This window comes from Vibrio sp. FF266 (assembly GCF_041439695.1).
In the GTDB taxonomy this organism is placed as follows: domain Bacteria; phylum Pseudomonadota; class Gammaproteobacteria; order Enterobacterales; family Vibrionaceae; genus Vibrio; species Vibrio tasmaniensis_A.
Window position 1 is genome coordinate 131322 of sequence record NZ_JBGOOO010000004.1, and the last position, 20346, is coordinate 151667.

General features: G+C 44.0%; 14 protein-coding genes, 1 tRNA gene and 1 pseudogene. 8 read left to right on the forward strand and 8 right to left on the reverse strand.

Annotated elements, in window-relative coordinates:
- Positions 1-212: 212 nt before the first annotated feature.
- Both ACED59_RS05255 and ACED59_RS05260 read left to right on the forward strand, forming a co-directional pair.
- Positions 213-761, forward strand: a complete 549-nt coding sequence (locus ACED59_RS05255) for an NAD(P)H nitroreductase (protein ID WP_012603510.1) — start codon at positions 213-215, stop codon at positions 759-761.
- Between the two features lie 127 nt (positions 762-888).
- Positions 889-2850 carry a DNA topoisomerase III gene (locus ACED59_RS05260; RefSeq protein WP_017099216.1) on the forward strand — a complete coding sequence of 654 codons (1962 nt, stop codon included), beginning with the start codon at positions 889-891 and terminating at the stop codon, positions 2848-2850.
- A gap of 53 nt (positions 2851-2903) precedes the next feature.
- Here ACED59_RS05260 and ACED59_RS05265 read toward each other — a convergent pair whose 3' ends face one another.
- The gene (locus ACED59_RS05265; RefSeq protein WP_017099217.1) at positions 2904-3905 is read right to left on the reverse strand and encodes a DUF3080 domain-containing protein; all 1002 of its coding nucleotides are present in this window, start codon (positions 3903-3905) and stop codon (positions 2904-2906) included.
- Positions 3906-3912: 7 nt separating this feature from the next.
- On the reverse strand, positions 3913-4599 hold the full coding sequence (locus ACED59_RS05270; protein WP_017099218.1) for an SDR family oxidoreductase: 687 nt from the start codon (positions 4597-4599) through the stop codon (positions 3913-3915).
- Between the two features lie 262 nt (positions 4600-4861).
- Between ACED59_RS05270 and ACED59_RS05275 the strand changes: the two genes are divergently transcribed.
- A complete protein-coding gene (locus ACED59_RS05275; RefSeq protein WP_017099219.1) occupies positions 4862-5782 on the forward strand; it encodes a histone deacetylase in 921 nt (306 codons plus the stop codon).
- A 65-nt stretch (positions 5783-5847) separates the two neighbouring features.
- Here ACED59_RS05275 and ACED59_RS05280 read toward each other — a convergent pair.
- The 3 genes from ACED59_RS05280 to ACED59_RS05290 form a co-directional block, all read right to left on the reverse strand.
- Positions 5848-5938, reverse strand: a tRNA-Ser gene (locus tag ACED59_RS05280).
- Positions 5939-6076: 138 nt separating this feature from the next.
- Positions 6077-7873: a DUF3413 domain-containing protein gene (locus ACED59_RS05285; protein WP_017098222.1), complete on the reverse strand. Its 1797-nt coding sequence runs from the start codon at positions 7871-7873 to the stop codon at positions 6077-6079.
- A 27-nt stretch (positions 7874-7900) separates the two neighbouring features.
- Complete coding sequence (locus ACED59_RS05290; protein ID WP_004734063.1) at positions 7901-8128, reverse strand: YejL family protein; 228 nt, start codon at positions 8126-8128, stop codon at positions 7901-7903.
- Positions 8129-8212: 84 nt separating this feature from the next.
- Here ACED59_RS05290 and yejK point away from each other — a divergent pair, with 84 nt between their 5' ends.
- From yejK to ACED59_RS05305, 3 genes are all read left to right on the forward strand, one after another.
- On the forward strand, positions 8213-9217 hold the full coding sequence (gene yejK / locus ACED59_RS05295) for a nucleoid-associated protein YejK (protein ID WP_009848690.1): 1005 nt from the start codon (positions 8213-8215) through the stop codon (positions 9215-9217).
- Between the two features lie 96 nt (positions 9218-9313).
- A complete protein-coding gene (locus tag ACED59_RS05300; RefSeq protein ID WP_017098221.1) occupies positions 9314-10684 on the forward strand; it encodes an Hpt domain-containing protein in 1371 nt (456 codons plus the stop codon).
- Positions 10685-10760: 76 nt separating this feature from the next.
- A complete protein-coding gene (locus ACED59_RS05305; RefSeq protein ID WP_017098220.1) occupies positions 10761-11939 on the forward strand; it encodes a hypothetical protein in 1179 nt (392 codons plus the stop codon).
- 96 nt (positions 11940-12035) lie between these two features.
- Here the strand turns inward: ACED59_RS05305 and nhaC are convergent.
- Positions 12036-13493, reverse strand: a pseudogene (gene nhaC, locus ACED59_RS05310) (Na+/H+ antiporter NhaC); the annotation flags it as partial.
- Positions 13494-13972: 479 nt separating this feature from the next.
- Here nhaC and asd point away from each other — a divergent pair.
- Positions 13973-15091: an aspartate-semialdehyde dehydrogenase gene (asd, locus tag ACED59_RS05315; RefSeq protein WP_012603520.1), complete on the forward strand. Its 1119-nt coding sequence runs from the start codon at positions 13973-13975 to the stop codon at positions 15089-15091.
- Positions 15092-15229: 138 nt separating this feature from the next.
- Here the strand turns inward: asd and ACED59_RS05320 are convergent, their stop codons facing one another.
- Positions 15230-16072, reverse strand: a complete 843-nt coding sequence (locus ACED59_RS05320) for an ion transporter (protein WP_032498918.1) — start codon at positions 16070-16072, stop codon at positions 15230-15232.
- A 149-nt stretch (positions 16073-16221) separates the two neighbouring features.
- Positions 16222-16860 carry a YchE family NAAT transporter gene (locus ACED59_RS05325; RefSeq protein WP_004734056.1) on the reverse strand — a complete coding sequence of 213 codons (639 nt, stop codon included), beginning with the start codon at positions 16858-16860 and terminating at the stop codon, positions 16222-16224.
- 640 nt (positions 16861-17500) lie between these two features.
- On the opposite strand from ACED59_RS05325, the gene adhE reads away from it, so the two are divergent.
- Entirely contained in the window at positions 17501-20209 is a 2709-nt protein-coding gene (gene adhE / locus ACED59_RS05330) for a bifunctional acetaldehyde-CoA/alcohol dehydrogenase (RefSeq protein WP_017098217.1), read from the forward strand.
- The last annotated feature ends 137 nt before the right edge of the window (positions 20210-20346 follow it).

Sequence of the window (20346 nt, forward strand, 5' to 3'; positions counted from 1 at the left end):
AATCAGAAAGTTCAATAAGCTGAACTAGACGGGTAACTAAGCTTGGACTAGACAGATAAATAAGGCTCCTAAGTCATAGATTTAGGAGCCTTTATTGTTTCCAGTATTGTTTGAACTATTGTGTCAATTGGACAGCCGTTGAGATTTATTATCGTTTGTATTCTGTGCTACAGTTCAACTATACAAACAATAAAAATTAGTAAGGACTTCAAATGGATGCTTTGGATCTATTGCTCAACAGACGCTCTATCGCAAAACTCTCTGATCCGGCACCTGAAGGTGTCGCGTTAGAAAACATCATCAAAGCAGGTTTACGAGCTCCAGACCACGGTGCACTGACACCGTGGCGCTTTGTTATCGCACAAGGCTCAGGGTTACAAAAGCTCTCTGACATCTTGGTTCGTGCTGCCGAAGCGGATAAAAGCGAAGAAGCGGTTATCGAGAAAGTAAAAAAAGCGCCGTTCCGAGCTCCAATGGTGATCACTATCATCGCAAAGGTAACTGAGCACGAGAAAGTGCCTGCGTTCGAACAGCACTTGTCTGCGGGTTGCGCTGCACAAGCTATGCAAATGGCGGCAGTTGCACAAGGTTTTCAAGGCTTTTGGCGTTCAGGCAAATGGATGTTCCACCCTGAAGTGCACCAAGCTTTCGGCCTAGAAGGCGACGATGAAATTGTTGGTTTCCTATACCTAGGTACTCCGGGCTGTACGCCAATGAAAGTACCAGAGCGTGATTTCTCAAAGTTCGTCGAGTTCTTATAGATCTCGTCAGGAAAATAGCTATACAACGAATTGTTGAATGTTAACTGTATAAACAACCAGTTTTCCTTGATTTCTAGGGGCCACATTAGATAATGTGGCCCTAATTGTTTGTAGCATCTGGAAAAACATGTCTCGTCTTATTATTGCTGAAAAACCAAGCCTCGGCCGTGCGATCGCCGCTGCATTGCCTAATCCACAGAAGAAAGACCAAGGGTTTATCAAATGTGGCAATGGGGATGTGGTGACTTGGTGTATTGGACACTTATTGGAGCAGGTTGAGCCAGACGCTTATGACGACCGTTATAAGAAGTGGAACTTAGCCGATCTTCCTATCGTGCCGGAGCAATGGCAGCTAAGACCGCGTAAGACGTCAAGCAAACAGCTCACGGTGATCCGAAAGCTATTGAAGGACGCGACCCAAATTGTCCATGCGGGTGACCCGGATAGAGAAGGGCAGTTGCTAGTTGATGAAGTGATTGATTACTGCAAAGTATCCAAGGCTAAGAAAGAGTCGATGGACAGGCTACTGATCAGCGATTTGAACTTACCAGCGGTAAAGCGTGCGCTCTCTCAGATGCGCAGTAACCGAGACTTTATTCCACTGTCTATTTCTGCATTGGCACGCTCTAGAGCCGATTGGCTGTATGGCATGAACATGACTCGTGCTTATACTTTGCTTGGTCAAAAAGCCGGTTACCAAGGCGTATTGTCGGTCGGGCGAGTACAAACGCCGGTACTTGGTTTGGTCGTAAGGCGTGATGAAGAGATCGAAAACTTCATTCCGAAAGATTACTTCACTCTGCATGCGCTGATCCCTTACCAAAACAACGGCCAGAGCTTTGATATTCGAGCGCGTTGGAAACCAAGCGAAGCATGTAAGCCATGGCAAGATGAAGAAGGCCGAGTGCTCAATCGAAAACTGGTTGAGAACGTTGCTAACCGAATTGCGAATCAACCCGCGACGGTGACAGAATCAGAGCAAAAGCAAAGTAAACAAGCTGCGCCACTGCCTTATTCGTTGTCAGCTTTGCAAATTGACGCGTCTAAGCGTTTTGGTATGAGTGCTCAGCAGGTTCTCGACACTTGTCAGTCATTGTATGAGAAACACAAACTCATCACTTACCCGCGTTCTGACAGCCGCTATCTACCTAAAGATCATTATTCGCAACGAGAGTCAGTAGTCGATGCTATCGCCAACAATGCGAAAGAGCTGCAAAGTGGTGCGCAAGGCGCGGATCTTTCTCTTAAATCCAAAGCATGGAATGACAGTAAGGTCGATGCTCACCACGCGATAATCCCAACGCCGAAGAAATCAGCGGTGAATGGCCTATCTGCTAATGAGATGAAAATCTATCAGCAAATCGCCCGCCAATATCTGATGCAGTTCTACCCACCGGCTGTTTTTGCGGATGCTAAGTTGGTTTTTGATATCGCTGGTGGTGTGTTCATCGCAAAAGGGCGACAACTTATTAGCCCAGGTTGGAAGGTGTTGATGGGGAAAACGGACACCGAAGAGAAAGGCGATGGTACAGATACGGTTCCTCCATTGGATAAAGGAACGGTGTTGACGTGTCGTGAAGGTATTATTGGTGATAAGAAAACCGAGCCACCAAAGCACTTCACGGAAGCGACGTTGTTACAAGCTATGACCGGTATCGCGCGCTTTGTCGCGAACAAAGACCTTAAAGCCATTTTGAAAGAGACCGATGGCCTTGGAACGGAAGCAACCCGAGCGGGTATTCTAGATACTTTGTTCAAGAGACAACTGTTAACGCGACAAGGTAAAAGCATCCATAGTAGCCCTGCCGGCAGAGGTTTGATTAATGCTTTACCTGAGGACTCGACCTTTCCCGACATGACTGCTCACTGGGAGCATCAGTTGCAAGGCATGGCTGAACGAAACCAAGCGTATCAACCCTTCATGCAAGAGCTAGAAAGTAAGATCGATGGCTTAATGGGTAAGGTAAAAACAGGTGAAGTCCCTGAATCTCTGCGTCATCTTCCTAAAGTTGAAAGACCAGCATTCAAGCGCCGTAAAGGTGGTGGGACAAGGAAGAAGACTTACGCGAAGAAAGGCGCTAAAAGTTAATCAGTTAGAAACTGAAAGCTAACAACACCCATTATTGATATTGGGAATCAATATTAACGCCCGACCTTGCGCCCACAACGTTTAAACAGCCGCTGCCAATAATCAACATGGCGGCGAGTGGATGATCGAAAGGCGTGATGCGCATCTTTGATGGGAAAGTAATAACTGTGTAGGTCAGGTTGCGCGTCAAACATACCAAGTTGCGGGGCTAACTGCTGATAGTAGCCATCTAATTGCGCCATGTACGGCTGAACCTTGTCAATGTATTGCTGTTCGAACACATTATTAAGGTAACGAAACTTAGTCGTGTCTCGCTGCTCACCACAAATTATGTTGGCGTCAAAAGTTGAGAGTTGTTTGGTAATGGTATCAAGCTCAACAGAGGCACGAGATAGTGAGTAGTACAAATCCCCAAGCGTCGAACTCTTCTCTAATCCTTCTTGAACTTCAGTAGTCTTGCCGGAGACGAGCGGTGTGTTTAACGCTCGGTTAATATGCTCTAGGGCGTCCCTTGTCTGTCGGACTTGTTCGCCGATATCAGCACGCAACCACTGACTTCCACGCATTTGAGACTGCATCGCTTCACTGGCATAGATGAGATTCCATTGGTGCAGTGGAAATTGTGCGAGTTTCTGTTGCTCGATTTCTCTGAGTAATTCTACGATCTCTGGTAATAATTCGTTATTAGATAAACATTGACCAACACCTTCCAGTAGAGCGACTTGATAATCGTAATTTCGGAACTCGTCGGCGACTTTTCCAAGTACGGAGTTTCTTTCTGCAATCAGGTTGAATAATCCGCATTGTCGAAGTTGATAGCTGTCGATAAGCCCGATAGAGAGCGAAGGAACTTCAATAAACAGTTCTCGCTTTCTCGGTAAGCTGTCGAGCTCCCAGTCTTCCTGTATCTCGTCAGCATCTTGCACGTTGGCGATTTTGGCCTGATAGTCGTCGAAGTAGTTCTGTGGGCTGTCATCGAAACATCCAGTGATCACCACGGTCAGACACAACAGTGTTGAACGTACGATTAAGCTTGAGATAGCGTGACGATCCATGTGATCGCTACCAGTCTATTTCGCTACCATCGAAATTAAAGAAGTGACCACTCACTTCAGTATTCGATGACTCTATTACAGTCACAAGGCCTTTAGCTGAAGTCTCTGTATCAGTAAGAGCATTAGGGCCGCCCATTTCGGTCTGTACCCACCCTGGATGTAACGCCAACACTGTAAAGCCATTATCGGTTAAGTCGTTACTTAAGCTCTTCACAACTGAGTTAAGAGCCGCTTTAGATGAACGATAGATGTAGCCTCCGCCTGATGTGTTTTCAGACATGCTACCCACTCTAGATGAAAGACAGGCGATCTTTTTGACGTCACTACTTTCTATAAGAGGTAATAGAGTCTCGACAAGCTTCAATGGGGCAATTGTGTTGATTTCAAATACACGACGCCACTCTTCGACATCGGTATTACCCAGACCGTAACCTTTAGGGCCATAGTAGCCAGCGTTGTTGATCAAGATATCAATCGACTCTATTTGCGAGGGGAGTTGTTCTACTGCTTGATAATCGGTTATTTCTAATTGAATGCAGGTCAGGTTGCTACTGTGCTCTGCGAGTGAGAGCAGTTCTGTTGCTGAAGAGGCGTCACGGTAAGTTGCGTACACCTTGTGATTACCTTTCAAGTATTGTTGAGTCAGACTTAAGCCTATGCCGCGGTTCGCTCCAGTAATAAAAATAACGCTCATGGTGATTCCTTTTCAGTTCAATTAGTTAAGTTTGATGGCTTAACACGAGAAAATCAACGGTCCACCAACTGGCCATTAGCATTCTTACAAAAATCATTACTGCAGCCATCGAGCCACAGATCACACCACAGATGAGTATTACGTTTTTCATTGTTGTCTCTGGAATTAATTAAAGGTAATGATAACTATTATCATTAATTAAGGTTGTCGCCAAGTCTGAGACTGTTATGATTTTGAGATTGATACGTAATACGCCCGATCTATGACTCCTTTAATTTACCATCCAATTTATTCTCAGTTGCCTTTACCAGAAGGGCATCGTTATCCAATCAATAAATATCAACTGTTGCACAGTGCTGTGAAGCACCACATGGATAGCGATCCAAAATGGGGTAATGCATTCGCAATGTTCCAGCCAATGCCTGTTTCGGTAGAACAAGTAAAGCAGGTACACGATGGTGAATATGTCGATTTGCTAGTTTCTGGAAATTTACCAGCAGCAAAAATGAGACGTATCGGCTTTCCGTGGAGTGAACAGCTTATAGAAAGGACACTCTATTCAAGTGGTGGAACCTGCTTGGCCGCTGAAATGGCCATCGAGAGTGGTTTAGCGATTCATCTCAGCGGTGGCTATCATCATGCGCACCGAGATTTTGGCAGTGGCTTCTGTTTGTTGAATGATCTGGTCTTGGCGGCCAAGCACGCATTAACCTTTGAGCATATAGATAAAGTGCTGATCGTCGACAGTGATGTTCACCATGGCGATGGTACTGCGACACTTTGCCAAGAGAGCGATGAGATTATTACTCTGTCATTCCACTGCGATAAGAACTTCCCTGCGCGTAAACCGTTATCTGATTTAGATGTGCCATTAAGTCGTGAAACAGAAGATGAAGAGTTCTTACGTTGTTTTGAACAAGTCACCAAGTTGGCGATTGCGCATCACCAACCTGATCTCATTATTTATGACGCGGGGATCGACATCCATCAAGACGATGAACTGGGTTATTTGAATGTTTCGACAAAAGGGATATTTGAACGCGACTGTTTCATGATTGAATTAGCGAAATCAGAGTCTATTCCAATGGCGTGTGTAGTCGGTGGCGGATATCGAACTGAACATCAAGATTTGGTACCGATACATATGCAGCTTTTGAAAGCCGCACTAGCAGTGAATACTTGACCGGTAAACTCGAATTTTCTTTAGATACAAAAAAGCCGCTGATTTCTCAGCGGCTTTCTTTAATGTGGTGGAGGGATAGGGATTTGAACCCTAGAACCGCTATTAACGGTTGCCGGTTTTCAAGACCGGTGCTTTCGACCACTCAGCCATCCCTCCAGTGGCGTGAATAATATAAGGGGCAGAGGATCTTGTAAACCCTTAATTTTCATAATTTTGTTTTGTTGCTTGTTTTCTAATCATTCACGGCAATAAAAAAGGGAAGCCATTGGCTTCCCTTTTCTTTTTGATGATCATTTAGTCATTTTTGGTATAGAACCGCTGTAACTCAGTAAGGCCTTGCATCAACACTGGCAAGCGAGGGCTTACATCTTTCAGACGTTTGTAATTCTGATCGTACAATTTGTAGTTACCAAACTTATCTAACACCGTTGTTTGTTGGTCAGTAACAAGAGCAAGTTCACGTGAGTCTCCTGCAAGAATCCATTTTCTTCTACGCTCATCAAACAGGCTACGTCCACTACTGAAATCTGTAGGGTTCGAAGATACACCTAATAGCTCTTGCATTAGCGTGACTGACACATCTAGGTGACTAGAACGGTGAGTATATTCAGATGCTGACTTACCTGGCCATTTGATGAAAAGAGGCACTTGTAGTTGGTAACGACTGTAATTGGAGTTTGCACCCCAACTGTTGGTTTTCGTCTCGTTAAATTCAGTACCATGGTTAGAGGTAATGATAACCACTGTGTTGTCTTGAAGATCTAGGCGCTCCAACTCTGCGTAGATTTTCGCTAACTGAACATCAGCCGCTTGAGTCGATTTTTGGTAGTCTGCAGTAAAACGTTCAGCGGTAGTCAACGTTACATCTGTTTCGTAACTAGAGAAGTTATCGAGCGTTGTTAGTTCAATAAAGTTAAACCAAGGGCTTTTTGCTTGTGGTGATTGAAGCCATTCAGACCAAGCTTGTATTGCGCTTTGGTCATCATCTGTTGCTTGCTCTGGGAGCGCATCACGGCCTCGGAAGATGACTTCCGGGTAAAGGGCGTCGTCAAAGTCATCACCGCTAAAAGCGGCAAGTGTATAATTGTGATGATCTAGCACATCGAGCAGTACTGCGCTCGAACCTTGTGCTTTGATGCTGCTTGCGTAGCTGCTAGGAAGGCCATAGAACAATCCGAAAATACCAAACATGTCGTTACTTGAACTGTAGTGATTGGTGAAGTTGATCGATTGTTGTGCATAGGCATAGCTGCTTGGCATTGCAGTGCTATTGAGTGCATCGGCGCGAAGATTATTCACACTCACAAGCAGAATATTAAGATCAGCACTGCGGCGGTTGTATTGAATTTTTTCTAGCGGATAGCTAACTAAGTTTACGTTCTCTTGGTTCGCTTCTAAACGCTGTAAATACTCTTCACGGTCTAATAGACCATGCTTTTCCATAAAGCTTTTTGCTGTCATAGGATAAGACAGTGGGAAATTCGCTTTCTGGCTTGTAATTGGGTTGTAGAAATACGCATCAGCCCACATGTAGGTCAAGTGGCTGCTGATGAAACACAAGAAGAAGACGGCAGTAATAGGACGGCCAATGTGTTTATGAGACAGTTTACGTTGCTTACGCCAAACCCACTCAGACAGACCTAGCTGCAATAAGAAGATTAGTGGCATTACAATGAAGAGGTGCTGCAAATCAGAAGTGAGTGCAGACTCCTCTCCACTGAATAAAACCTCCCACACGACAGGTGTCAGGTGGAGGTTTATATTTTGATACGTTTGAGTATCAATCAGTAGGACAGTTAAACCTATGGTTGCGAAGATAACGGCAACCAAACGTAATAACTTCCTCGACGGAAGAATAAAAGTGAGTGGGAACAGCACTAATAGATAGAGCGCGAACACCAAAAATCCAAAATGACCAACCCATGATGCAGCCAAATAGAATTGACCCAATAGGGTTTCCGGCCAAGCAGATTGAGTAATATAACGAGTACCAATCAACATCGCAGCAATGATGTTGAAAAATGCAAACCAGTGGCCCCAACCTACCAGTCGAGATACACGATCGCTATATGAGTTTGCGCTGTCTACCATTTATAATTCTTTTTCCGTCAATCAAACTTAGTGAGACTTTTTATCTTCAAGAGAAGAAATTAAAGCTTCGGCAAATTTTTCAGCAATTCCTTTGCGTTGTGAAGCAGCAACGTTCTGATTTAAGACATTGGTTGCGATATTTCCAGCGATCATCAATGAAAGCTCAGGTGAAGCTTTGTGCTTAGTCAGTACAGCACCTACTTCAGCTAGGATTTTTTCAACTTGATCATCTGTGTATTTAGATATAATCGGCATAAGGACTCTAATAATGATAGTAAAAGCGGCTTATGATAACCTACTATGCACAACAACTGAAACCTGAACGGTAATATTTTCACTATGAGCCTTCACCTTTCCAACGTAATTTTACACCAGCTAAGCAAGAACGATCAGGAAGAGCTGATTGTTAACTATCGTGCTGAATCTCTAGAAAACGATACTGCATCTGAAAACCTAGTCGCTGAACTTCACCGAGTTTTTAATTCAAAAGCAGGTAAAGGATTTGGTTCTTTCAAATCCGACAGCGAATTCCAGCAGTCGTTGCATGAATTTCGAGCTGGAGAACAAAGTTTTTATGATTTCTCTCAAAAAAGTGCGCTACGTCTAAAAGATGAGCTTTCAAAGTATCCTTTTGCTGATGAAGGAACTTTGGTACTGGCTGAATATCAATCACTGGCGACAGACTACCTTTTCATCGGACTACTGCCTTCAAACCAAAGTTTGAAAGTGACCGAAGGGCTAGATATTAGTGCGACGGATTACCTTGATATCTCGAAGATGGATATTGTTGCGCGCCTTGATCTTTCAACATACGACACAGACAAAGAGTCAAACCGTTACCTTACTTATATTAAAGGGCGCGTTGGTCGTAAAGTCGCTGACTTCTTCTTAGACTTCCTTCAAGCAGAAGTAGGCTTGGATGCTAAGCAGCAAAACCAAGTATTGATGCAAGCGGTAGAAGACTTTGTTTCTGACTCTAAATTAGAGAAAGAAGAAGCAATCAGCTATAAAAAACAAGTTGCGGATTACTGTAACGAACAGCTTAAAGCGGGTGATGAAGTTCAAGTTCGTGAACTTTCTGGAGAATTGCCAGCAAGCACAGATGGTACAAGCTTCTTTGACTATACTAGTGAGCAAGGCTACGAGTTAGAAGACAGCTTCCCAGCAGACCGCGCAACTATGCGTAAACTAACAAAATTTGTTGGTGCTGGTGGCGGTTTGAATGTTAGTTTTGATAGTCTGCTTTTAGGTGAGCGTATCTTCTACGATCCAGAGACAGACACGCTAACCATTAAAGGGACGCCACCGAACTTACGTGATCAACTGACTCGCAATAAGTCATAGTCCGAAGTTATTAGGTAGCAAGCGACAGCCGGTTGTTGTCGCTTGTTTATGTTTAGCAACATAATGGTTTAGAGTTCGCATGAACAAGGAATATCGATGGAACAATCAGTAGCAAAGCCCAATCGCTTTAAAAGACCAGCCACTTTTTTGGTTGCACTCTTGGCTCTGTGGCTACTTCCTTCACTGGCTCTCCTTAATCTAAGCCGTTCTTACTCTCACTCACTCGCTCAAATTGAAGAACTCGGTATTCGCGTTAATGAACTGAGGCAATCGCTTTATTTCTCTGAGCCGCTGCGAGTCTCTCGTATTAATGATTTGGCACTCGATGCTCAGTTGGTTTATTCGATCCGACTGCAGATTGAATCTGATTTCCAACACGCCTTGTTTCGTCCTGATGTGAACCAACTGCTTTACGTTGCCGATCAATTTTTAGAAAAATTTGATGAATTCATTCCGATAGAAAGTCAGGTGCAAGATATTGTCGATAACATCAAAGTGTTGCGCACAGATACTGAGCTTTCCCCTAAGTTAAAGCCGCTACTCAACGAATTTGGTGTCGTCGTTTTTGAAGCGATGTATTCCGATAACCAAAGTTCATCAGCAACTTATCGCGCCTTTGATTCTATACTTGAAAAATCTTATTCATTAAAATCCGAAGAGCAAGATGCACTCCAACAATTACTGGCTGATGCTTCAGCATTGCTGAGTGATTACGCTCAGCTCAATTATTTAGTCGATAAAATTAAGAAGAATTCAGTAAACGAACAGATCATTAAACTTGAAGCTGAGTTCCATGATCGTCAATACAACCTATTATTGTTCATGCTAGGTTTAAGCTTAGTGGCAATGATTGCGTTAGTGTTGTGGAGTGTTAGGTCCCAAAAATCGAAGAAAGAAGTAGGACAAGAACTCAGATCGGAACCAGTTATCTCTTCAAGTCAGGAAGAGGCTCAACCTCAGCAGAGTGTTTGTGCGACAAGCCCGAAAGCTATTTCACAAGAACCGATTTTGCAAGAACCTATTCCACAAGTACCGGTTCAGCAAAACTCTATTCAGCACCCCCCAACTCAGCGAACACCAGAACAAGTGCAAGAGCCAGAGAAGCACATTGCCAGTGTGACGGATTCAAAGCCAGCGATTGATATTGAAGAGATGCTAGAGACTCTTGATGGCGATACCGAGTCTGTTGAATTGTTGCTAGGGGTCTTTGTCGAAGATCACGCAGATGACTATACCAGATTCAAATCTCTGCTCACCAAGGATGAAACCTCTGCTGCTCGCATTGTGCACAGTTTAAAAGGTGTGGCTGGCAGCATCAAAGCGTCTCGACTAGCGATCATTGCAGCGACTATTGAAATGACAATGAAGCAGTCCAGAGCCATCAGCGAGCACGATTTAGCTGAACTAGAGCTAGCGATAAAAGCCTCTGTAGATTCTGCTCATGACTATTTAAATACCCAACGTTAACTTTTACAGGTTTTTTGACAATACTCTGACGAAGCGCTCATACAATCCGCGCCCTTAGTCTTTGTCAGAGGTTTATATGTCACGATTTTCGAGTCGAAATTGGATAGTGTTGGTGCTTAGCATTGTGCTAAGTGGTTGTTCTCTCTTGGAAGTTAAGCTAGATAGTCAAACGACGCCTCTTACTCAGCAAGAGTTACAGGCTCGGATCATGACGCGTGAATACGCCAAGATGTTTTTTACACGAGTAGAAGACTCGGCCGATCTCATTGCGCAATCTTACCCTGCTGATGACACCTTACATCAATCTTATGTGTTGCTTTGGAAGATCCATGCTGAGCAGGGCTTACAACAAGCAGCGTACCAAACCTCCCCAATGTCAGCATTAATTGACTCATGGGTTTTCACAGCCCAAATGAATCAGTTTTATAGCCAAGGCGATGGTGCGGATCTGTTCGTGACGGATAATGCGGTAGAGACGGCTCGTTCTCTTGACCAAGAAGCTGAGAAGCTAGCAAAGGGTGTATTGAGCTCAAGTGATTTCAAAAAGAGCAAAGCATTCGTCGCAGAGTTCGCCGCGAGCAATCCTTTTAAAGATCTTACCTTCAGAAGCACACCCGCTTACCGTGAATGGCTAAGTTACCTTGGTAAAGACGAATCTCAAATCGTTCAAAGCCTAGGTACCATGCCGGAGGCGATGGGCGATGCATCAGACCGCTTAAGCCTAATGGCTGACCAAACACCGAAATTGATGACGTGGAAAGCTGAGTTGGTGGCGATGAATAGCTCGCTAACGGGTGAAGACCTATCGATGACGCTGGAAAGCCTTCGTCAAACATCAGCAAGCATGCAGGACTTCATTGAGAATAACCCTGAGTACATGCAAACATTGGCTTCTATTATGTCGACAGAAATGCAGCCTCTGCTCAACGACCTAAGTGATAAGACAGATCAAAAATTGGCGATGCTCACTGAAGAACGTGTAGCCTTAGAAAAAATGGTGACACGAGAGAGAGAAGCTCTGGTCGCGATGATTGCGAAAGAGCGTCTTGAAATTGCAGGCATTGTGACTTCTGAAAGGGAACTGTTTACACAAGATCTTGATCGCGTCTCTCAAGAGGTGGTGGTACTCGCTATTGATAAACTGATGGACTTAATCAAAGGTGTGATTATTTACTTCATCCTGTTTATCTTGGTGGTGTTCTTTGCACCGTTAGGCATCGGTTATTGGTTGGGTAAACGAACCGCCAACAAATAAATTCAGTAATTAAGTAGATCAAAAAAGAGCGCTCTAGAGCGCTCTTTTGGCATTTATATCATCAACATTTTTGTGCTTAAGCACTAAAGCCTTAGCTTAAGCTTGTTGCTTGCTCAGTTCAGCTGCTTCTTCAGTTTCAAGCGCTGGTGCTGTTGGTTCACATTTATCAACGAACCAACCCATGTAAGACGTTACGATAGTCACGAGGATACAGATGAAGCTCAACCACATGAACGGAGCGTAAGAGAGCGTTGCGACACCAAGAATACTCGCCATGTAGATACCGTTATCACTCCAAGGAACCATGCCTGAAGTTAACGTGCCACCGAACTCAGCGTTACGAGATAGATTTTTACGTTGATAACCTAAACGGTCGTAGTTTTTCGCACAGATTTTTGGCGTTAGGATTAACGATACGTACATTGCAGAACCGAATACGTTACCCATGAAGGCCGTGCCTATCGTGCTTGTTGCTAGAGAACCAGCGCTATTTACTCGGCGCTCGAACACCTTAGCAATCGTCTCTAATACGCCCACTTTATCCAGTAAGCCACCAAAACCTAAACCAAACACAATCACCGCTACCGAACCTAGCATTGAAGACATGCCGCCACGGTTAAGAATCGAGTCAATAAACTCTACGCCAGAGGAGATAGAGAACGGTGCCCAAGCAGTATTGAATGCCGTTAGGAAATCGATATCTTGGATCATGACTGCCCAGATAATACCTAGCAGAGAACCGAAGCTGATTACCGGGAATGAAGGCATGCGGAAAGCCAACAGACCAAGCACGATCAGTACTGGGACAAATGAGTAAGGTGTGATGTAGAACTGAACTTCCATTGCTTTGATGACAGAATCTACTTGGCTCATGTCAACGTTGCCCGCGTAGTGGAAACCAAACGCAGTAAACATGATGCCAGTAATCACGTAGCTGATTAACGCAACTGGCAGCATGCCCTTGATGTGCTCAACCACTTCAACACCAGACATTGAAGAAGCCAGAATCACTGAATCCGAAAGTGGAGACATCTTGTCACCGAAGTAACAGCCTGACAGTACTGCACCTGCAGTAATCGGTGCTGGAACTCCTAGACCTTGGCCTATGCCCATCATCGCGATACCTGCTGTACCCGCGGCGCCCCAAGAAGTACCAGTTGCCAATGCGGTTAGAGAACAGATAATCATGGTCGCTAAAAGGAAGATAGAAGGGTGGATTGCTTTCAGACCATAGTAAATGATAGTAGGTACGATCCCGCCTGAGATCCAAGTACCAACAAGAGCGCCAACGGCTAAAAGTATTAAAACTGCGCCTAAGCCATTGGATATTCCTTTGAGTGCCGCTTTTTCTAAGTCTTTGTATTCGTGGCCAAGGCGAATACCGAGAACCATGATAATGAACCAGCCAATATACAAGGCAAGTTGAATTGGAAGGTCAAGTTTTGCAGTAAAGGAAAAAGCAAGGGATAGAAATAGTCCTAACGCGATGAATACCTGCAATAGGTTCGGTAGGCGAGTTTTACTCTGCTTCATAAAAGCCTCTTGTGATTTCGAGCATTTATAGTGCTTCGTTTTGGTGTGTGGTGCAAAACGGACACTACAGTAATTAGTTTATTATATCGAAAAAATACGTCCAAGTTGTGATATTTGACTGTTAACGCAGTCAATTATGGTTTCATTATCTGAAATATTGTTAAGTTCATGGTTGTTACATGTTGAAACTTGTCGCACGTTGTTTTCGTTTTGTGAAGTATTATTCTAGATAGTATTGATTAAAAAGAGGGATTTACTGTTTGTGACGCGAGTAGGATTAAGCTGCTTTGGCGATGCAAATGTTTGAATTTGAGGATAATGGGCGTTTTATCAATGAGGTGGATATTAAATGTCGATACAGGGATAACTGCACGATTCATTGCGTTCACTTAAAAGAAACGAAAAAGTTACACTTTTTGACAAAAAGCACTTGAGTTCTGTTTCTGAAAAACTTATAGATGGGGGAGAGCAATTTTTAATTTATACATGGAGAGTGAGCGATGAGAGTAGGTCTAGTTGGTTGGCGCGGTATGGTTGGTTCTGTATTGATGCAACGTATGGTTGAAGAGAAAGATTTCGACTTGATTGAACCTGTTTATTACAGTACGTCTCAGATTGGTATTCCTGCCCCTGTTTTGGGTGGTAAAGATGCGGGTCTACTTCAAGACGCTTTTGATATTGATAGCCTAAAACAGCTTGATGCGGTGATTACCTGTCAAGGCGGAGACTACACCTCAAAAGTATACCCAGCACTGCGTCAAGCAGGTTGGAAAGGCTACTGGATTGATGCGGCTTCTACCTTACGTATGGACGCGGATTCAATCATCACTCTTGATCCTGTTAACTTGGCTCAAATCCAACAAGGCATCCACGGCGGGACTAACACTTTCGTAGGCGGTAACTGTACTGTGAGCTTAATGCTTATGGCTTTGGGTGGTCTATACGAGAAAGGCATGGTTGAGTGGATGAGTGCCATGACTTACCAAGCCGCTTCAGGTGCGGGCGCTAAGAACATGCGTGAACTGATCTCACAAATGGGTGTGATCAACGACAGCGTAAGTTCTGAGTTAGCGAACCCTTCAAGTTCAATTCTAGATATCGATAAGAAAGTCGCTGATACCATTCGTTCATCTTCATTTCCAACCGATCAGTTCGGTGCTCCGCTTGCGGGCTCACTGATTCCTTGGATCGATGTGAAGCGTGAAAACGGTCAAAGCAAAGAAGAGTGGAAAGCCGGCGTTGAAGCGAACAAGATTCTTGGCCTAGATGGACAGCCAATCCCAATTGATGGTACTTGTGTACGAATCGGTGCAATGCGTTGTCACGCTCAAGCACTAACGATTAAGCTTAAGCAAGACGTGCCTATGGACGAGATCGAAGAGATCATCGCGACGCACAATGATTGGGTTAAAGTGATTCCTAATGACCGAGACATCACTGCGCAGGAGCTAACACCAGCGAAAGTAACAGGCACAATGTCTGTACCAGTCGGTCGTCTGCGTAAGATGTCGATGGGTAACGATTTCCTGAATGCGTTCACGGTAGGTGACCAATTACTTTGGGGTGCTGCAGAACCACTACGCCGTACTTTACGCATTATCCTTGCGGAGAAAGCGTAATCGGCAAGATTGCTTAAATTCTATTAGCTGATAAACCGAAAGGGTTGACGATAAACGTCAACCCTTTTTAGTTTATTGATATCTCGTTATTCGGCCCTCGAAACTGCCCTTAAATCTCTTCGCATCTCGTGTCTGCTTTTATTTCTCTTCAGTAACGACACGCTTGTCGGGGTCTGCCAATTCACTCGCACAGTGTTTGCAATACATAGCATCCGAATCATGGCCGGCGCGGTTACAGTTCGGACACTTTACCAACTCTTTGTGCGAGTTCATCTCATTGCTGAGCTCTGCGGTAATAATCCCTGTCGGCACCGCTAAAATAGAGTAACCCAATAGCATGGTCAGAGAAGCGATCGCTTTACCTAACGCGGTTTGAGGGATCATGTCACCGTAGCCAACCGTAGTAATGGTTACGATTGCCCAATAAATACTGTGGGGAATACTTGTAAAGCCATTTTCTGGCCCTTCAATAACAAAGATAAGCGCGCCGAAGATAACAACTAAGATGCCCACTGTGCTGAAAAAGATCAGTATCTTTCGTCTTGCCATTAACAGTGAACGTAACAGAATGTTTGAATCTTGTAGGTAGCGAACCAGTTTTAGGATTCGGAAGATACGCATCACACGCAGCAGTCTCACCACACCCATAAATGAAGCGCCTGGGAAGATGATCGCTAGGTAGGTCGGAAGAATCGCCAATAGGTCCACGACACCATAAAAGCTGGTGGCATAAGATTTTGGTTTCGGAGAACAATAGAGCCTCAACAAATACTCAAGAGTGAAGAGAGCAGTAAAAGTGTATTCAATATAACGCAGCTGCTGTGACCATTCGCTCATCACATTAGGGATGGACTCTAAGATCAGAACCAATAGCGAAGCCAAGATTGCAACGATCAGAGAAATATCAAATGCACGTCCGGCTGGTGTGTGAGTACCAAAGATAATGACGTACAAATGATGCTTGAGTGGCTTGCGTGACATAGGGAGAGATTCATCTTTTGTTAAATGCATTAACAGTCATTATACAAGCTTCATAATAACGAGGCGAGTGAAAGCCCAATTGCTTTACTCGCCTCATCTATATTGCAATATTGTTGCCTTTTATAGAGCAACCGGATTACCGTTAAACGTTATGCCAAACCTGGGAACAAATTACGTAGGCCATTGGCGATGAACTCGATGCCCAATGCGCCAAGAATCAAGCCCATGATACGCGTGATCACATTGATACCCGTTTGACCTAAAAAGCGAACGATAACCGGCGCTGAACGGAACAGAAGCCAAGAGCAGGTTGCAAACGCGATGATGCTAATGCCAATTCCCACAGTATCAATGGCTGCAGGGTAACGAGATCCGTAAACAATGGTCGAGCTGATTGCCCCGGGGCCCGCCATTAATGGCATCGCAAGAGGAACAACACCGATTTGCTCTTTGCTGATGTATTCAGATTTCTCTTGTTTATTCTGCTTATCTTCACCGAGCTTACCGCTCATCATCGAAAATGCGATGCTCAATAATAGCAAACCACCTGCAACACGAAATGAATCCAGGGAGATGCTAAACATATCAAGCAGCATTTGCCCCGCGACAAGCGACACAATCAGGATAACGGCAACAGCAATGTTGGCTTGTAAGGCTGTCCTGTTCCTCTCTTCTGGCGGCATATGTGCAGTAAGGGAAACAAAAACAGGCATGATGCCGATTGGGTTTACGGCAGCAACAAGCCCAAGGAAGAATTGCATAAAAATTGCGAGTTCTAAGCCTTGCATGAGAGCGATCTCCAGTTAGCGAATTTTAAGGTTGAAGGTTTGATTCGGTGAATAGTCTGAGCGCGTAATGTAAGGGACAAATCGGATTTGCACGAATGAAAAAAACTAACCTGAAATAGGGGATTATTTTTAGAAAAACTAATTGAATATCACTTTTGTATTGGCGGTGTTGCGAGTTGGTTGTTAGTGTTTCATTTTGTAATTTATTATCGAGTAACTGTTAACTGCCGCACGAATTTAATAAAAATTATGTCAAAATCTAGCCCGTGCAACGGTATGGATATACTCTCAGTAGCACGAATATGGCTGTATACATGTAATTTAACTGACTAAAAATGAAACTTTTTTACAGTTTATGACTCTATGTAGAAAAAGTTTGTCTGTTTGCTTGTTTTTTGAACTAACGAAAAGTGTGATTTTAATCTATATAAATCATCATCTTAAGCATGTTTTTGCGATTGCCTTACTACTTTTTGGTTAATTCTTTTTGGGTAACTGATCTGGGTCAATTTTTTTCACACTGTGAAATAATATACTCAGTCCTGAAAGCAATTTACTAAGAACGTTGTTGTTTGAGGTTAAAAGCAAGCAGCGAAATTAATAAAAAGTTTTTAATATTTATTATTTTAGGAGATCCACCATGCCTGTAACTAACTTAGCGGAACTTGATGCTCTAGTAGCACGCGTTAAAGCAGCACAAGAAGAGTTTGCAACATTCTCTCAAGAGAAAGTAGACGCAATCTTCCGCGCAGCTTCTCTTGCTGCTAACCACGCTCGTATCCCACTTGCACAACAAGCAGTTGCTGAATCTGGAATGGGTATTGTTGAAGATAAGGTTATCAAAAACCACTTTGCATCTGAATTTATCTACAACAAATACAAAGACGAAAAAACATGTGGCATTCTTGATGAAGATGAAAGCCTAGGCACGATGACTATCGCTGAGCCTGTAGGTATCATCTGTGGTATCGTTCCAACAACGAACCCAACTTCTACAGCGATCTTCAAATCTCTAATCTCTCTTAAAACACGTAACGGCATCATCTTCTCGCCACACCCACGTGCAAAGAACTCAACTAACGACGCAGCGAAGCTTGTTCTAGACGCAGCTGTAGCAGCGGGTGCACCAAAAGACATCATCGGTTGGATCGACCAACCATCTGTAGAGCTTTCTAACGCGCTGATGAAGCACGACGGTATCGCACTTATCCTTGCTACTGGTGGTCCAGGCATGGTTAAAGCAGCATATTCTTCTGGTAAGCCTGCTATCGGTGTTGGTGCTGGTAACGTTCCTGTAGTTATCGATGAAACAGCTGACATCAAACGTGCAGTAGCATCTATCCTTATGTCTAAAACATTCGATAATGGTGTTGTATGTGCTTCTGAGCAAGCTGCAATCGTAGTTAGCGAAGTATATGACGAAGTTAAAGAGCGTTTTGCTTCTCACAAAGCTCACGTTTTATCTAAAGCTGACGCAGATAAAGTACGTAAAGTTCTTCTTATCGACGGCAACCTAAACGCTAAAATCGTAGGTCAACCTGCTCCAGCAATCGCTGAAATGGCGGGTGTTAAAGTTCCTGCTGATACAAAAGTACTTGTAGGTGAAGGCCTTGGTAAAGTTTCTTACGATGACGAATTTGCTCACGAGAAACTGTCTCCAACTCTAGGTCTATTCCGCGCAGACGATTTCGAAGACGCTGTTGCTCAAGCAGTAACTATGGTTGAAATCGGTGGTATCGGTCACACATCTGGTCTTTACACTAACCAAGACGTAAACGCAGATCGCATCCGTTACTTCGGTGACAAGATGAAGACGGCTCGTATCCTAATCAACATCCCGACTACTCACGGTGGTATCGGTGACCTGTACAACTTTAACGTTGCACCTTCTCTAACTCTTGGTTGTGGTTCATGGGGTGGTAACTCTATCTCTGAGAACGTAGGTCCTAAGCACCTTATCAACAAGAAAACTGTAGCGAAGCGAGCTGAAAATATGTTGTGGCACAAACTACCTAAGTCTATCTACTTCCGTCGTGGCAGCCTTCCAATCGCTATGAGCGACCTAGAAGGTAAGAAACGCGCATTCCTAGTAACGGACCGTTTCCTATTCAACAACGGTTACGCAGACGATGTAGTACAAATTCTGAAAGCGCAAGGTATTGAAGTTCAAGTATTCTTCGATGTAGAAGCGGATCCAACACTGTCTGTTGTTGAGAAAGGCGCTGAAGCAATGAAGAGCTTCCAACCTGACGTAATCCTTGCTCTAGGTGGCGGTTCTCCAATGGATGCTGCTAAGATCATGTGGGTTATGTACGAGCACCCAGAAACTCACTTCGAAGAACTAGCAATGCGCTTTATGGATATCCGTAAACGTATCTACAAGTTCCCTAAAATGGGTAAAAAAGCTGAGCTAGTATGTATCACTACTACTTCAGGTACGGGTTCAGAAGTTACGCCATTCGCGGTTGTTACTGACGACAAAACAGGTGCTAAGTACCCGCTAGCGGATTACGAAATCACGCCAAACATGGCTGTTGTTGATGCTAACCTAGTAATGAACATGCCTAAGTCTCTAACAGCGTTCGGTGGTTACGATGCAGTAACTCACGCTCTTGAAGCTTACGTATCAGTTCTTGCGAACGAATACTCAGATGGTCAAGCTCTACAAGCTCTTAAGATGCTTAAAGAATACCTACCATCAAGCTACAAAAACGGTTCAGCAGACCCAATCGCTCGTGAGAAAGTACACAACGCTGCAACGATTGCTGGTATTGCCTTTGCGAACGCATTCCTAGGTGTATGTCACTCAATGGCTCACAAAATTGGTGCTGAGTTCCACCTACCACACGGTCTTGCAAACGCACTACTTATCTCAAACGTTGTACGTTACAACGCGAACGATAACCCAACTAAGCAGACTGCATTCTCTCAGTACGACCGCCCACAAGCACGTCGTCGTTATGCTGAAGTTGCTGACCACCTAGGCCTAAGCCAAGCTGGTGACCGTACTGCTCAGAAGATTGAACGTCTACTGACTTGGTTAGAAGAGCTTAAAGTTGACCTAGACATCCCACTGTCTATCCAGGCTGCGGGTGTTAACGAGTCTGACTTCATCGCTAAACTAGACGAGCTAGCTGTTGAAGCGTTCGATGACCAGTGTACAGGTGCTAACCCACGTTACCCTCTAATCACTGAGCTTAAAGAAGTTCTAACAACGTCTTACTTCGGTAAAGCATACGTTGAAGGTGAAACTTTTGAAGGTACGACTGTAATTTTGAAGAAAGCTGACCAAAAGCCAGCTGAAGAAAAAGCAGCACCAAAAGCTAAAAAAGAAAAAGCTAACGCATAATAAGTAAGCATTAGTTTGAGATAGGTTTTCGCTAGCACGATACTTATCTATCGGGAAATTCAAAGCCCCAACCGAAAGGTTGGGGCTTTTTTTATGTGAATTGAAATAGGTTTATTTTTTATTATCCATTTACACCT

What these genes read in the sequence shown, in the direction of transcription:
- ACED59_RS05285 (WP_017098222.1), bottom strand. Translation starts at nt 7,873, where the DNA reads ATGGTAGACAGCGCAAACTCATATAGCGATCGTGTATCTCGACTGGTA.
- ACED59_RS05260 (WP_017099216.1), top strand. Translation starts at nt 889, where the DNA reads ATGTCTCGTCTTATTATTGCTGAAAAACCAAGCCTCGGCCGTGCGATC.
- ACED59_RS05270 (WP_017099218.1), bottom strand. Translation starts at nt 4,599, where the DNA reads ATGAGCGTTATTTTTATTACTGGAGCGAACCGCGGCATAGGCTTAAGT.
- ACED59_RS05325 (WP_004734056.1), bottom strand. Translation starts at nt 16,860, where the DNA reads ATGCAAGGCTTAGAACTCGCAATTTTTATGCAATTCTTCCTTGGGCTT.
- ACED59_RS05275 (WP_017099219.1), top strand. Translation starts at nt 4,862, where the DNA reads ATGACTCCTTTAATTTACCATCCAATTTATTCTCAGTTGCCTTTACCA.
- ACED59_RS05255 (WP_012603510.1), top strand. Translation starts at nt 213, where the DNA reads ATGGATGCTTTGGATCTATTGCTCAACAGACGCTCTATCGCAAAACTC.
- ACED59_RS05290 (WP_004734063.1), bottom strand. Translation starts at nt 8,128, where the DNA reads ATGCCGATTATATCTAAATACACAGATGATCAAGTTGAAAAAATCCTA.
- ACED59_RS05300 (WP_017098221.1), top strand. Translation starts at nt 9,314, where the DNA reads ATGGAACAATCAGTAGCAAAGCCCAATCGCTTTAAAAGACCAGCCACT.
- yejK (WP_009848690.1), top strand. Translation starts at nt 8,213, where the DNA reads ATGAGCCTTCACCTTTCCAACGTAATTTTACACCAGCTAAGCAAGAAC.
- ACED59_RS05305 (WP_017098220.1), top strand. Translation starts at nt 10,761, where the DNA reads ATGTCACGATTTTCGAGTCGAAATTGGATAGTGTTGGTGCTTAGCATT.
- adhE (WP_017098217.1), top strand. Translation starts at nt 17,501, where the DNA reads ATGCCTGTAACTAACTTAGCGGAACTTGATGCTCTAGTAGCACGCGTT.
- ACED59_RS05320 (WP_032498918.1), bottom strand. Translation starts at nt 16,072, where the DNA reads ATGTCACGCAAGCCACTCAAGCATCATTTGTACGTCATTATCTTTGGT.
- asd (WP_012603520.1), top strand. Translation starts at nt 13,973, where the DNA reads ATGAGAGTAGGTCTAGTTGGTTGGCGCGGTATGGTTGGTTCTGTATTG.
- ACED59_RS05265 (WP_017099217.1), bottom strand. Translation starts at nt 3,905, where the DNA reads ATGGATCGTCACGCTATCTCAAGCTTAATCGTACGTTCAACACTGTTG.